Here is a 12,194-nt window from a genome sequence, read left to right on the forward strand (position 1 = left end):
AGTCGTTTTCATAACAAACAAAAAATAAGGAGTGTTTTATGAAAAAATTAGTATTAGCAATTTTAGCAAGTGCAACTTTCTTAACAGCGTGTAACACTGTTGATGGCGTAGGCAAGGATGTTGAGAAAGCTGGTGATCAAATCCAGAAAGCAGCACAATAAGAATAATTAAAAAACCTCTGATAAGCTCAGAGGTTTTTTGTTATAGAAAAATCATAAAACTAACGCAATCAAAAAAAGTAGGATAACAGGAAATTCCAACATTCCGATCTGTTTTACATTCAAGCCTAAACTCGGCACAATAATCGCACGAGCAGTTGCAATTAAATAGGCAAAAAAGACCGCTTGCATTGAACTCAAACAATAAATAAGAGTTAATAGTAGGTGTGTTGCGATGCTGAGCTCCATATATACAGGGTTTTTACGTTCTCTCACCATACTTTTTACATAGAACGTAGTGGCAATAAAAAACAGCGTAGGGTGGAGTAGAATCTCAATATTATATTGTTTTGTAACAATATAATAAGCTGCCATTCCCATTACCCCGAAAGTTAAAATGCCTGCAATATCATTCCACAAATTCCGTTCATCTTTTTGCTTGGCAAAGTAAATTTGAATTAATCCAAGCGGTAGAATTATCACTAAAAATTGCAAAATAGCAGGCACATTATAAATAACAGGCAAAGCAAAGAGTAAACTTAAAGCGAAGTAAATTTTTGCCCATTTTTTATTACGTTCGGTTGGTTTTTTGCTAAATAAAGAGAGAAAAGGGTAAGAGAAAAGATAGAGGAATAGCCAAGAAAGCCCAAAGAAAATATGCAAAGGTGTAAATCCACTTGTGATGACCACATAAAGAAAAGGCAGCATTGCCATTGCTAATGCACCGTGTTGGTTGGAAATAACGGGTTTTTCTTTGAACATTCGATTTCCTTATTAGGTGAAAATAAAAAGGCGACTATTTTAGTCGCCTTTAAATTTTAAGAAATCCTAGAATAATTTTCTAGAGGTCTCGTATAATTCTTCTTTAAACGGACGACGCATATTATTAATTGCATCAATAATATCGTGATGAACTAACTGCTCGTTTTGAATACCGACACAGTGTCCGCCAAAACCTTGTAATAATAATTCTACCGCATAAACGCCCATACGAGAGGCTAAAATACGGTCAAATGCACAAGGTGCACCACCTCGTTGGGTATGACCTAACACAGTTGCACGAGTTTCGTGTCCGAAACGCTCTTCAATCTCTTTTGCTAATTCGTGAACATCAGTCATTAACTCAGTAATTGCAATGATAGAATGGCGTTTACCTTTTTGGAAACCATCAGAAATACTATCCATTAATGCTTCTTTATTCAATCCTTTTTCCGGCACGATAATATATTCACAACCGCCGGCTAAGGCTGCACTAATGGTTAAATCACCACAATGGCGACCCATTATTTCAACAATAGAAATACGTTGGTGAGAACTTGATGTATCACGTAAACGGTCAATTGCTTCTAAAGCGGTTTCTAACGCAGTTTGATAGCCGATAGTATAATCAGTACCTACGATATCATTATCAATCGTGCCCGGAATACCGATACACGGATAACCAAATTCCTCAGTTAATAACTTCGCTCCCATATAAGAGCCATCGCCACCAATAACAACTAACGCATCAATATCATATTTTTTTAATGTTTCTACGCATTTTTTACGTACTTCAGGGCGTTTGAATTCAGGAAAGCGTGCTGAACCTAAGAATGTACCGCCACGATTGATAGTTTCTGATACAGAGCGTCTGTCTAGTGGAATCACTTTATCGTGATAAAGCCCTGAATAACCATCTTGAACGCCACAAACTGCTAATCCTTCATTTAATGCTGCACGCACCACACCACGAATAGCGGCATTCATACCCGGTGCATCGCCACCGCTGGTTAAAATCGCAATTTTCTTGATTTTTTTACTCATCTAAAAACACCTTTTTGATAAATTAAATTTAAAATAGAAACTAGTGTAAAGATTACAATATTCAGCCTTTTCGTTCTACTAAAAAATATGTATTTTTTGATTTAGCTTAGCTTTCTTGCAAAATTTCGAGTGCAAAATCTAAGGCGTTGAAAAAATGCTCAATATCCTCTTTTGTATTGTAATGAGCCAGCGAAAGGCGAAGTGTGCCGCTTTCTTGCAAATAACGCAAATAAGGCTTAGCACAATGTTCGCCGTGCCGAATAGCGATTTTACTCTGGGTCAAAAAAGCGGCAATATCGGCAGGGTGTTGATCTTTAACCACAAAACTAATAGTCGGTGTATTTTGTTGTCCGATAATTTGCAAATGTTGATAAGAATTTAACCGCTTGCGGGTGTATTCTGCTAACGTATAAAGTTGTTGATTAAGTTCTGTAAAATTCCATTTCTCTAACCAAGCCAAAACTTGTCCAAAACCAATAATACCTACAATATTTGGCGTGCCTGCTTCCAACCGGTAAGGCAAATCTGCTACAGTTAGTTCACTTTCAGTAACGTTTTTCAGCATTTTGCCACCGAATACAAGCGGTCGAATTTGCTCCAAACTTTGCAATTTACCGGTCAGCACGCCCACACCGTTTGGACCATACATTTTATGGGCGGAAAAAGCGTAGAAATCGGCATCAAGTTTTTGCACATCCACTTGCTCACAACATACAGCTTGAGCAATATCTAACACAATTTTAGCGGAAGTGTGTCGGCGAATAATTGGGATTAAATGTTCCGCAGGTTGGCGAACCCCTGTTACATTGGAAACTAAATTAAAAGCGACGATTTTGGTTTTTTCTGACAACGCATTTTTAAGTGTTTCAGCTTCAATTTGATACTGTTCATTAAGTGGCAGCACAATAAGTTTTGCTCTTGTGCGTTCGGCAAGTTGTTGCCAAGGAATAAAATTGGCGTGATGTTCTGCCACTGAAATCACAATTTCATCACCTTCTGCAATTTGATGCTCCAAGCCATAAGCCACAGTGTTAATGCTTTGGGTTGTGCCACTGGTCCAAATTACCGCTTCACGGGCTTCCACATTAAAACGTTTCATCACCAAATCACGAGCCAGCTCATATTGCTCGGTTTGCGGCAAATCATACTGACTACGATGCACCGAACCGGCAGAGGCGTAAAATTCGCTGGTTGCTTGAATCAGCACATCAGGTTTCAGCGTTGTAGCGGCGGAATCTAAATAAGTCCAACCGTCAGCTTGGGTGAAAAAGGGAAAATAGGTACGAAATTGTTGGTTACGCATATAATTTGCCTTAAATGAGAATGAATGTTATTTTGTAGATGCGTTTTTTCTGAGTTGAGGTATTGTAGATAAAAAATAACTTGCTCAATTATTAAAAATCATATTGTTGGCTTATCTGCTCTCTCAAATATTGGATATATCATAGCACAATTTAACCTTCCTGACGTCCTTAGCCTTATAGTTTGCTTTTGGTATTGGCTGACTTATTTATTATTGTTAGCTCTTTTCTGAAGCATAGAAAGAGAGTAGAAATAGAGAGACTACGCGAAATGAACATTAAAAGAATGGTAATTGTATTTCTCATTGCAATGATTTATGTATTTGTGGTTCGTAAAATATTAAAAATGAAAGTGTGGTAAATACGAATATTGTTAGTAGACATAGTTATATTACTCTTAGTTTGTATTAGCCAGGGCCTCATTACACATAAAGAGAACAAATATACCAATTCTTGGTATGCCAATTTTTGCTGGTTTGGCAGTAGGTAAATTGGGTTTTGATCCTGCATTTGATACCTTTATTAAAAGTATAGAGAAGCAAATTCCAGATGCACTGGATAGAATGAAAACATTAATAAAAATGGGGATTTTTGTCTATATGATTTAAATCAGTAAGTCAGTATATAGAGGATATATTGTTATTTTATGTGGCTATTATAATGAAGTTGTTATTTTATTTTCGTTTGAAATGGAATTTAGTATAGGAAGTATGATTGTTTTTTATAGTGAGGTGTTGTTATGAGTATTTTAATGGTGGTTTTTATTGGTTTTATTTATTTTATGGTTTCTAATGTTATTTATCCATTGCTACCATTTGGTTTTAGTGAGATTGTTTATGATGTAATGTTTTTTTGTGTTTTATTTATTTGGTATTTTTTTAGAAAAGAATAGCAATGATATATTCGTTATTTTTATATAATTAAATGTTAATTAATATTAAGCTGTATATGAATCTATATGTGGATTTATATAGGAAACCTTAGTTATGTGTTTAGACAAGAAGCTATTGCATATCAGTCAAAAAATTTATCAAGATAAGCAGGCTTATTTAGTTGAAATTGAAAAAACGATGAATGACTATGCTGATTTAGTAAAGCATTATGAGAAATGATTAAAAGTAGGGCATTCCAGCCACGATGAAGTAAATATTTCGAAAAGCCGGCGGACAAAGACAACGATTATTTATTGCTAGAGCTTTATATAAAAAGCCTAAAATTCTCTTGATGGACGAGGCAACCAGCCATTTAGATGAAGAAAATGAGAAGTTTGTTAATCAAGCGATTTCACAAATGAATATAACAAGGATTATTATTGCTCATAGACAATCTACAATTCAATCAGCAGATAGAATTATTTCTTTGAATGAATGTTAAATTAATATCTATTTTGCTGAGCTTTCCGATACAGTTTATTACACGGAATGCCATCATTATTACCATCTAACGCTTTCCAACCGCATTGTTGAAAGTAGTGTTTTGCTTGTTCGTAATTGCCGATTTGGTTGCAGCTTAATTTAATTTTGCAGTTAATTGCTTGTGGTGGATTTGCAATATTTCCCGGTTTTTTGACCGCTTGTGGTAAGGCTGATGTATGCTCTTTTCGCCATTGGCTTGGATTGATGGGGAATTTGTCCTGCCATAAGCCGATTTTGGCGTGTTTTGCTTGATTTTGTGCCTCAATGTACTCTCGCTTTGTGGTATAAGCCCACGCCATACCGTTTTCTACTAAGGCTAAGTTGATGTTTTTACCGTTTAAATAGAGGGTAGCAAGTAAGCGTTGATAGCGATCGTAGCCTGAAATCACGGCAGTAATGTTTTGTTTAAATACTAACTGAGCCAGAGCTTGTTTAGCTCTATTTCCATAAGGCTGAGATTGTTCAGGTGCATCAATATGTATCAGTCTCACTTTAAGTGGTGTTTTGTTTACTAAGCAACTTAGGGTGTCGCCATCGCTAATTCCCACCACTTTGCAATTGATTTGTCGCTCATTTGCATAACTAATTGAAAACAATAGGCAAAAAATAAAGGTGTATAAAAATTTCATAAATAAAAATATAGGGCTAAATTGCCCTATATTCTATCAGTTTTTATTCTGTTTCGCCTTTTTTAAGGCGAGCAAAGAAATCTTTGGTTTCGCTAATAATTACTTTGCGTAAAGCAATAATTGCAATGAGATTTGGGAATGCCATTAAACCGTTTACAATATCGGCAATTGTCCAGATGGTGTCGAGTTGTAAAAACGGGGCAGCGGCAATTAACGCAATAAATAAAATGCGATAGAGCTTGATGTATTGGGTTCGTCCACGTGTTAAATAGACAAAACAACGTTCACCATAATAACACCAGCCTAAAATAGTGGTGAATGCGAAGAAAACTAAGCCAACTGTTACAATAATTGCACCAAATGAGCTGTCTAAGCCTTGAGTAAAGGCAGTTGTCGTGAGAGCTGCTCCTTTAATATCACCTGTCCAAGCACCTGAAATAATAATAACCAAGCCTGTCATTGTACAAACAATGATAGTATCTAAAAATGTGCCTGTCATTGAAATTAAGCCCTGTCTCACAGGTTCTTTGGTTTGAGCAGCAGCGGCGGCAATCGGGGCTGAGCCTAAGCCTGATTCATTCGAGAAAATACCGCGTGCTACACCCAGCTGAATGGCTTGCATTACCGTAAAACCAAATGCTCCACCTAATGCTGCTTGCGGATTAAAGGCAGCGTGAACAATAGTAACGATAGCTTGTGGTACTTTTTCGGCGTTGAGAATAATCACACACAGTGAAGCAACAACATAAGCGATAGCCATAAACGGCACAACAATGGTTGCAATTTTAGAAATACGTTTTACACCGCCAAGAATAATTGCAGTTACAATCAGCGTTAAAATAATAGCACTAAAGAGAATTGGCACATCGAAGGTACTTTCTAAGGCGTGCGTAATGCCATTTACTTGTGGGAAAGTGCCAATACCGAGTAACGCCACTAATACCCCAAAAAAAGCAAAGGCTTTAGCGAGCCAACGCCATTTTTTACCCATACCTAATTCGATATAGTACATTGGTCCGCCGGCAACGAAGCCCGCTTTATCTTTAGTACGATATTTAATCGCAAGCAATCCTTCGGCGTATTTAGTTGCCATACCGAATAGGGCGATGAGCCACATCCAAAATAATGCACCTGGTCCGCCCGAATGAATTGCGGTGGCAACACCAACAATATTCCCTGTACCGATAGTCGCTGCAAGGGCAGTAGCAAGGGCGGCAAAAGCTGAGATGTCTCCTGATTGTCCTTTCCCTTTTTCAGGTTTGAACATATAAACGAACGCTCGCCCAAGTTGGCTTAATTGAATGCCTTTTAAGGCAAGAGTGAGATAAATCCCTACGCCTGAAATTAAAATCAGAAGCGGCGGACCCCAAATAAAATTATTGATTTGATTAAGAATGGTGTCGATTGACATTAAATGTTCCTCGTAAAAATAACTTACAAGGAAAGAAAAGGAATGCTAGAACAAGCGGTTAAAAAACGGAAATTTTTTGCAAAAAATCAGCAAAAAACAACCGCTTGTATTATATAACTTTTCTCCCCTGTCCTTTTGCCTGAGCGTTTCACACATTGCTGCATTTTCGCCTTCGGCGGCTGATTTTTCATCAGCTCTCTCCAAGGGTTCGTCCAGTAACAGTCCTCGCAACTTAGTTGCACCTGAAAGAGTTTGCCTCGTCGGTGAAATGTTAATTCATTTCTCTCCAGCTACCTTCATCCGAACAATCTGATTTATTTCAGTTTGTGAAATAAAAAAGAGTTGCCAAATTCTAGCAACTCTTTTTCGCTCGTCAAGTTATTTAGTGATATTTTTTGCCTCTTGGCACTTCTTCTAAATCACTGAACAATACGGCATATTTTCTTGTGTCTTTATTTGATTCTAACGCCACTTTACACGCCATTGTTAAAGGAACAGAAAGCAACATTCCCACCGCTCCGAGCAACCAGCCCCAAAACAGAAGTGAAAGGAATACCACTAGAGTTGAAAGCCCTAGCTTTTTACCCATTAAACGAGGCTCTAAGGCATTACCGATAACCATATTAATGGCAACCATACCGATTAATGTTCCTAGCCCGATTGAAAAGCCATTTAATATGAGGGCTTGAATAACAATAGGAATGCCTGCCAAAATTGAACCGATATTCGGAACATAGTTAAGTAAGAAGCTAAACATAGCCCATAAAATAGCGTATTGGACATCTAACGATGTTAATAAAATCCATACAAAAATACCGGTAAGAAGACTAACAAAGGTTTTTACGCCTAAATAACCGATTACGCCTTCTAATACTTGGTTGATATACTCTTTTTCATTGCGTAAATCATCATCTTCACTTAACGCTAAAGCCAGTTTATATTTCGCTACAGGCATTTCCATTAGCATAAAAATGACGATTAAAAAGACCACAAAAATATTTGATAATGTACCGGAAAGCCCCACCAATAGCGAACTGACAAAATTCATAATGGAGCTTGGGTCAAATTTGCTCATCAGTTCTTCCTGTGAAATATGAATTGGTAAATTCCACTGCTGTGCAAATTCCAAAAGGGCACGAACTCTGGTTGAGAGCTGCGTTTTATATTGCGGTATTGAGCCGGTAAACTCTTGCAATGAGCTATTAATAATGCCTGCAAAAAAGGTAAAACCTAACAGAATCACTATCAGCAAGAGTGTAATTGCTAACCATAGCGGAATTTTTCGCTTCGTCATAAAATTAATCATTGGCGAGCAAATAATCGCAATGAAAAGTGCGAGTAGAAATGGCACTACAATCTCACTAGACAATTTAATACCGGCTAAAATAATAATGATTGCAGCGATAGAAACTAAACTACGGCTAGATGAAAGTATCATAAATATCCTTTTACAAGCGGTCGAAAATCGTTAATTTTTTGCAAATTACCGATTTTTAAACCAGCTTTCTAAAATTAAACAAGCGGAAATGGAATCCACTTTATCCTTTTTTAATGCTTTGTAGCCACCACGAGAAAAAATTTCCGCTTTGGCTTCAACGGTGGTTAAACGTTCATCTTGTAACTCAACAGGCAAATTAAAACGTCCGTTTAAGCGGTTAGCGAATTTTCGGGCTCTTTGGGTTAAAGGCTGTTCTGTTCCGTCCATATTTAATGGTAAGCCGACAACTAAAATATCGGGCTTCCATTCTTGCAACAGTTTACCAATTTCTTCCCATTTTGGAATACCGTCTCGGGCTTTAAATGAACTCAAGCCTTGAGCCGTGCCGGTAATACTTTGACCAACAGCACAACCAATGCTATTTGTGCCGAAATCGAAGGCAATAACGGTTTCGGACATTAAGCTCTCCCTGCTCTGGCTGGTATACCTGAAAGCCCCATCATTTCATAGGCTTCTGCCCAGCGATCTAAATAGCCGGTTTCAAATAATGTTTTTTCATTTGCTTCAGACACAATCCAATAATTTTGTGCAATTTCTTGCTCCAGTTGGTTGGTTCGCCACGTTGAGCAGCCTAAGCAAACAATAAATTTTTCCGGCGATTCGGGAGTACCGAAAGAGTCTAACACATCGCCTGAAGTTGTGAGTGTGATTCTATCCGTGATCGGATAAGTGTGAATAAAATCATTTTCTGTTTTGCTGTGAATGATAAAGCCCCTGTCTTGATTAACCGGTCCGCCGCTGAGCACCATTTGATCTTTATTATAATCACGCTGCTTTGCCATTTGGAAATCCATACGGGTAAGCAATTCAAGTACAGAAAGATCGGTTGGCGTGTTAATTACAACCCCCATCGCCCCTTGCTGATTGTGCTCACAAATATAGATAACGGTACGTTCAAAATAATCATCGTCCATTTCTGGGGTGGCAATCAGAAATTTGCCTTGTAAATTTTCTAGCATTAAATATCTCCAAAACACACTTGTAGGGCAGTAATGGCGGCAAGTGAGGCAGTTTCTGTGCGTAATACTCGTTTGCCTAACAATACTTCGGTAAAGCCTTCGCTTTCTGTCATCGCAATTTCTTCTGCCGATAATCCGCCTTCTGAACCAATTAATAAGCGTACTCCTGCACTCGGTACATTTGGCAGTTCCCGAATGGTATATTTGGCTCTTGGATGCAGATTAAGTTTTAGCATTTCATCTTGCTCTTTGCACCAATCGGTGAGCTTCATAATCGGGCGAATTTCAGGAATTTCATTTCGTCCGCATTGCTCGCACGCAGCAATCGCAATTTTTTGCCATTGTTGTAGTTTTTTATCTTGTCGTTCATCATTGAGTTTTACACCACAACGCTCCGACCAAAGAGGGGTAATAATTTTTACACCCAATTCCACCGATTTTTGAATGGTAAATTCCATTCTATCGCCTCTGGAAATCACTTGCCCTAAATGAATAGGCAAATTAGATTCTCTATCGTCTAATTCACTTGAATCAATTTTTGCAATAATTTGGCGTTTTTCGACCGCTTGTAATGTGGCGTGAAAAATATGGTTCGAGCCATCAAACAAAATAATCTGCTCGCCTTCTTTCATTCGTAGCACTCGCCCAACGTGATTAAATGCATCTTCACTTAAAATACAACTTTGCTGATTAGCTAATAGTTCCGGGTGGTAAATTCTTGGGATTCTCATTTTATATCTATTTAAAATATATCAAAGGCAGACTTATGTCTGCCTTATGGTAAGGGGAAATTGTTCAACAGTAAATTGAATTTATGTTATTTTCAATCAACATCACAAAATAGAAAACAACAAGCGGTTAAATTTTTTCAATTTTTTGCAAAAAACTGAGCAAATTTAACCGCTTGTAAGATGAGTTCAATATCAATTACTTGAATTGATGAATTGCTGCTGCGATTTCGTTATCGTTATAAATTGCTTTAACAACATCAGAATAGGCTTGGTCTAGCACCTTTTTGATTTCATCGTTGTTTGCACCAAATGCTCCTTCATAACCGCGTGTTGCGTTGAAGTTTTTGCTGAAGTTGCCTCTTGAACCTTGAACAGTAACTTCAACACCAACTTGTGCATCAGCTTTATAGCGTAAATTGCCTTGCTCAACTGTTGCGAAGAATTTACGAATATTCACAGTAACATTTGCATTTGCTGCACCTTGCACAATTTGGAAGCCTTTTGCGTTAAGGTCTTGCTGTACTGCTTGTTGGAACATTGCAGCCACTTCCGGCACTGCGGTTAAACGAATTAATTCACCGTTTTTAGTGTAGCTTGCAATTTCGCGTGAGGTACGTAAATCTTGTGTCATCACATTTACCGCAGCAGTTTGATTGTTGGTGTTAAATACCGCAGTTGGGGTTGGTGTTGCAAAAGTTAAAGTATTTGATTGGCTTTGACAACCTGCTAATAAAGCAGCTGCAAAGGTTGTCGCTAAAACTAAGGTTTTTTTAGATAATTTCATAATAAATCCTTCTGTTTAATAAATTATGAGAAAAATTTTCACTAGTATAGTATTATTTAGCCTTAATTTTCAATGAAAGAGAATAAAAATGTTAGTAGAACAAACAATTATTAATAAAATAAACAACGAATTTTCGCCAATTGTGTTGAATATTGAAAATGAAAGCTATATGCACAGTTCTGGTAGGGGGGCTGAATCCCATTTTAAACTGACATTGGTATCTGACAAATTTGAAGGGAAAAGAGCCGTTGCCCGTCATCAGGCAGTTTACGCTTGTTTGGCGGAAGAATTGGAAAATGGCGTTCACGCATTGGCTCTCCATTTATACACACAAAGTGAGTGGGCTGAAATTGGTGGAATTGTACCTAAATCGCCAAATTGTTTAGGTATTGGGCAGTAATCCGTTCAAAATTTGATTTAATTTATTTTGTGAAGAAAATACTTGAAATAAAGTCGTAATATTGCTATATTTATACCATCTTTTTGTTGATTCGGTGAGATGTCCGAGTGGTTGAAGGAGCACGCCTGGAAAGCGTGTATATGGGAAACTGTATCGAGGGTTCGAATCCCTCTCTCACCGCCATCATAATGAAAGATTCCTTACTGTTTTCATAGATATTTCCTTGGTTAAGTAAAAGTAGAAATACTTTTTTATTTTTTTAGGTTATCCCCAAACATTTTTGTTTGGGGATTTTTTTATTCTTTATTTTTTTATTCTTCAATGTAGAAATAAAAAAGAGATTCCTAAGAATCTCTTTAATCGCATATTAACGAATTTTATTCAATTTATAATTGTTTGTGCTTTTTACCGTATTACCGTTTGGATCGCAAAGCTCAACATATTGGTCGGAAACTTGGAATGCCAAATTACCGGAAGCGTGTTCTAAACGGATCACGTTTGATTTGTTTGCTTCCCAAGTGTATGTGCCGTTATCACGGTAAGAATACTCTTTTTTATCTTTGAAATAGATAGTATCGTATTGATAAGTTCTATCTGCGTTTAGAGTCAGCTGTGCTTGAATTTTTTCGCAGTCAGCACAAGGAAATACACCTGCATAAGTACCTGTTACGCTTTTTTGTGGTAACAATGAACACGCACCTAGCATAGTTGCGGTAAATCCAATGAGTGCAATTTTTTTCATATTCTTTTCCTCTTTTTAAATTTTAACGCTCGGATTTACTCTAAATTCAAGCTGGGTTATTTCAGGTAAATCGGTTTGTATCTGTGCTAACAGAGCAGTTTGTTGTAACAATAAACCTTGCCTCACGGTTGCACTTTGTACATTAATAATGAGTTGATTATCAACTAAATTTGCCACTCGGTAAAGCCCACGATAAGATTCCGGCAAGATTTTCTGAATTTTTTGGTTTAAATCATTCACAAAATTTGCCTTTTCGACAATTCGACTTAAAGTGGAGTTCTGTAAAATTTCGTTAATCTTTTTAGGTGCTGAATTTTTCATCTATTATTTACTTTATCTCTATTTTTATACTTGATTTTACGT

18 protein-coding genes, 1 tRNA gene and 1 riboswitch are annotated in these 12,194 nt (G+C 37.2%); of the genes, 7 read left to right on the forward strand and 12 right to left on the reverse strand.

The features are described 5' to 3' along the window. The first annotated feature begins 38 nt into the window (after positions 1-38). A complete protein-coding gene (locus tag V6W77_RS02205; protein WP_038643990.1) occupies positions 39-161 on the forward strand; it encodes an entericidin A/B family lipoprotein in 123 nt (40 codons plus the stop codon). A 51-nt stretch (positions 162-212) separates the two neighbouring features. Here V6W77_RS02205 and V6W77_RS02210 read toward each other — a convergent pair whose 3' ends face one another. From V6W77_RS02210 to V6W77_RS02220, 3 genes are all read right to left on the reverse strand, one after another. Beyond that, on the reverse strand, positions 213-920 hold the full coding sequence (locus V6W77_RS02210) for a YwiC-like family protein (protein WP_334253664.1): 708 nt from the start codon (positions 918-920) through the stop codon (positions 213-215). A 66-nt stretch (positions 921-986) separates the two neighbouring features. After that, positions 987-1,961: a 6-phosphofructokinase gene (gene pfkA, locus V6W77_RS02215; protein WP_283386148.1), complete on the reverse strand. Its 975-nt coding sequence runs from the start codon at positions 1,959-1,961 to the stop codon at positions 987-989. 106 nt (positions 1,962-2,067) lie between these two features. After that, complete coding sequence (locus tag V6W77_RS02220) at positions 2,068-3,264, reverse strand: aminotransferase class V-fold PLP-dependent enzyme (protein ID WP_334253665.1); 1,197 nt, start codon at positions 3,262-3,264, stop codon at positions 2,068-2,070. A 456-nt stretch (positions 3,265-3,720) separates the two neighbouring features. Here V6W77_RS02220 and V6W77_RS02225 point away from each other — a divergent pair, with 456 nt between their 5' ends. From V6W77_RS02225 to V6W77_RS02240, 4 genes are all read left to right on the forward strand, one after another. Further along, positions 3,721-3,870: a hypothetical protein gene (locus V6W77_RS02225; RefSeq protein ID WP_334253666.1), complete on the forward strand. Its 150-nt coding sequence runs from the start codon at positions 3,721-3,723 to the stop codon at positions 3,868-3,870. A gap of 131 nt (positions 3,871-4,001) precedes the next feature. Beyond that, positions 4,002-4,154: a hypothetical protein gene (locus V6W77_RS02230; protein ID WP_334253667.1), complete on the forward strand. Its 153-nt coding sequence runs from the start codon at positions 4,002-4,004 to the stop codon at positions 4,152-4,154. Between the two features lie 94 nt (positions 4,155-4,248). Beyond that, entirely contained in the window at positions 4,249-4,374 is a 126-nt protein-coding gene (locus V6W77_RS02235) for a hypothetical protein (protein WP_283386145.1), read from the forward strand. Between the two features lie 34 nt (positions 4,375-4,408). Next, positions 4,409-4,636: an ATP-binding cassette domain-containing protein gene (locus V6W77_RS02240; protein WP_349306814.1), complete on the forward strand. Its 228-nt coding sequence runs from the start codon at positions 4,409-4,411 to the stop codon at positions 4,634-4,636. A gap of 1 nt (position 4,637) precedes the next feature. On the opposite strand, the gene V6W77_RS02245 is transcribed toward V6W77_RS02240, so the two are convergent. From V6W77_RS02245 to V6W77_RS02275, 7 genes are all read right to left on the reverse strand, one after another. Further along, complete coding sequence (locus tag V6W77_RS02245; protein WP_283386144.1) at positions 4,638-5,306, reverse strand: thermonuclease family protein; 669 nt, start codon at positions 5,304-5,306, stop codon at positions 4,638-4,640. Between the two features lie 43 nt (positions 5,307-5,349). Continuing rightward, positions 5,350-6,717 (reverse strand): alanine/glycine:cation symporter family protein, encoded by a 1,368-nt coding sequence (locus V6W77_RS02250; RefSeq protein ID WP_334253668.1) that lies wholly within the window; start codon positions 6,715-6,717, stop codon positions 5,350-5,352. A 117-nt stretch (positions 6,718-6,834) separates the two neighbouring features. Beyond that, positions 6,835-6,931, reverse strand: a riboswitch (glycine riboswitch). Positions 6,932-7,099: 168 nt separating this feature from the next. Next, complete coding sequence (locus tag V6W77_RS02255; RefSeq protein ID WP_025236353.1) at positions 7,100-8,155, reverse strand: AI-2E family transporter; 1,056 nt, start codon at positions 8,153-8,155, stop codon at positions 7,100-7,102. Between the two features lie 45 nt (positions 8,156-8,200). Next, positions 8,201-8,614 (reverse strand): Holliday junction resolvase RuvX, encoded by a 414-nt coding sequence (gene ruvX, locus V6W77_RS02260; RefSeq protein ID WP_334253669.1) that lies wholly within the window; start codon positions 8,612-8,614, stop codon positions 8,201-8,203. Beyond that, positions 8,614-9,174: a YqgE/AlgH family protein gene (locus tag V6W77_RS02265; RefSeq protein WP_334253670.1), complete on the reverse strand. Its 561-nt coding sequence runs from the start codon at positions 9,172-9,174 to the stop codon at positions 8,614-8,616. Before V6W77_RS02265 ends, ruvX begins: the two co-directional genes overlap by 1 nt. Then, the gene (gene rsmE / locus V6W77_RS02270) at positions 9,174-9,905 is read right to left on the reverse strand and encodes a 16S rRNA (uracil(1498)-N(3))-methyltransferase (protein WP_334234351.1); all 732 of its coding nucleotides are present in this window, start codon (positions 9,903-9,905) and stop codon (positions 9,174-9,176) included. Before rsmE ends, V6W77_RS02265 begins: the two co-directional genes overlap by 1 nt. 196 nt (positions 9,906-10,101) lie before the next feature. Next, positions 10,102-10,689, reverse strand: a complete 588-nt coding sequence (locus V6W77_RS02275; RefSeq protein WP_025236348.1) for a YajG family lipoprotein — start codon at positions 10,687-10,689, stop codon at positions 10,102-10,104. A gap of 88 nt (positions 10,690-10,777) precedes the next feature. On the opposite strand from V6W77_RS02275, the gene V6W77_RS02280 reads away from it, so the two are divergent. Both V6W77_RS02280 and V6W77_RS02285 read left to right on the forward strand, forming a co-directional pair. Further along, positions 10,778-11,089 (forward strand): BolA family protein, encoded by a 312-nt coding sequence (locus V6W77_RS02280; RefSeq protein WP_025236347.1) that lies wholly within the window; start codon positions 10,778-10,780, stop codon positions 11,087-11,089. Between the two features lie 93 nt (positions 11,090-11,182). Next, positions 11,183-11,272 (forward strand) — tRNA-Ser (locus tag V6W77_RS02285). Between the two features lie 184 nt (positions 11,273-11,456). Here V6W77_RS02285 and V6W77_RS02290 read toward each other — a convergent pair. Both V6W77_RS02290 and V6W77_RS02295 read right to left on the reverse strand, forming a co-directional pair. Further along, positions 11,457-11,831 (reverse strand): copper resistance protein NlpE, encoded by a 375-nt coding sequence (locus tag V6W77_RS02290; RefSeq protein WP_025236280.1) that lies wholly within the window; start codon positions 11,829-11,831, stop codon positions 11,457-11,459. Positions 11,832-11,846: 15 nt separating this feature from the next. Continuing rightward, a complete protein-coding gene (locus V6W77_RS02295) occupies positions 11,847-12,152 on the reverse strand; it encodes a DciA family protein (protein WP_334253671.1) in 306 nt (101 codons plus the stop codon). Positions 12,153-12,194: the final 42 nt, after the last annotated feature.

The organism is Mannheimia indoligenes (genome assembly GCF_036880405.1).
Taxonomy (GTDB): domain Bacteria; phylum Pseudomonadota; class Gammaproteobacteria; order Enterobacterales; family Pasteurellaceae; genus Mannheimia; species Mannheimia indoligenes.

Coding starts and splice junctions, on each gene's coding strand:
- V6W77_RS02205 (WP_038643990.1), top strand. CDS start 39: ATGAAAAAATTAGTATTAGCAATTTTAGCAAGTGCAACTTTCTTAACA.
- V6W77_RS02210 (WP_334253664.1), bottom strand. CDS start 920: ATGTTCAAAGAAAAACCCGTTATTTCCAACCAACACGGTGCATTAGCA.
- pfkA (WP_283386148.1), bottom strand. CDS start 1,961: ATGAGTAAAAAAATCAAGAAAATTGCGATTTTAACCAGCGGTGGCGAT.
- V6W77_RS02220 (WP_334253665.1), bottom strand. CDS start 3,264: ATGCGTAACCAACAATTTCGTACCTATTTTCCCTTTTTCACCCAAGCT.
- V6W77_RS02225 (WP_334253666.1), top strand. CDS start 3,721: ATGCCAATTTTTGCTGGTTTGGCAGTAGGTAAATTGGGTTTTGATCCT.
- V6W77_RS02230 (WP_334253667.1), top strand. CDS start 4,002: ATGAGTATTTTAATGGTGGTTTTTATTGGTTTTATTTATTTTATGGTT.
- V6W77_RS02235 (WP_283386145.1), top strand. CDS start 4,249: ATGTGTTTAGACAAGAAGCTATTGCATATCAGTCAAAAAATTTATCAA.
- V6W77_RS02245 (WP_283386144.1), bottom strand. CDS start 5,306: ATGAAATTTTTATACACCTTTATTTTTTGCCTATTGTTTTCAATTAGT.
- V6W77_RS02250 (WP_334253668.1), bottom strand. CDS start 6,717: ATGTCAATCGACACCATTCTTAATCAAATCAATAATTTTATTTGGGGT.
- V6W77_RS02255 (WP_025236353.1), bottom strand. CDS start 8,155: ATGATACTTTCATCTAGCCGTAGTTTAGTTTCTATCGCTGCAATCATT.
- ruvX (WP_334253669.1), bottom strand. CDS start 8,614: ATGTCCGAAACCGTTATTGCCTTCGATTTCGGCACAAATAGCATTGGT.
- V6W77_RS02265 (WP_334253670.1), bottom strand. CDS start 9,174: ATGCTAGAAAATTTACAAGGCAAATTTCTGATTGCCACCCCAGAAATG.
- rsmE (WP_334234351.1), bottom strand. CDS start 9,905: ATGAGAATCCCAAGAATTTACCACCCGGAACTATTAGCTAATCAGCAA.
- V6W77_RS02275 (WP_025236348.1), bottom strand. CDS start 10,689: ATGAAATTATCTAAAAAAACCTTAGTTTTAGCGACAACCTTTGCAGCT.
- V6W77_RS02280 (WP_025236347.1), top strand. CDS start 10,778: ATGTTAGTAGAACAAACAATTATTAATAAAATAAACAACGAATTTTCG.
- V6W77_RS02290 (WP_025236280.1), bottom strand. CDS start 11,831: ATGAAAAAAATTGCACTCATTGGATTTACCGCAACTATGCTAGGTGCG.
- V6W77_RS02295 (WP_334253671.1), bottom strand. CDS start 12,152: ATGAAAAATTCAGCACCTAAAAAGATTAACGAAATTTTACAGAACTCC.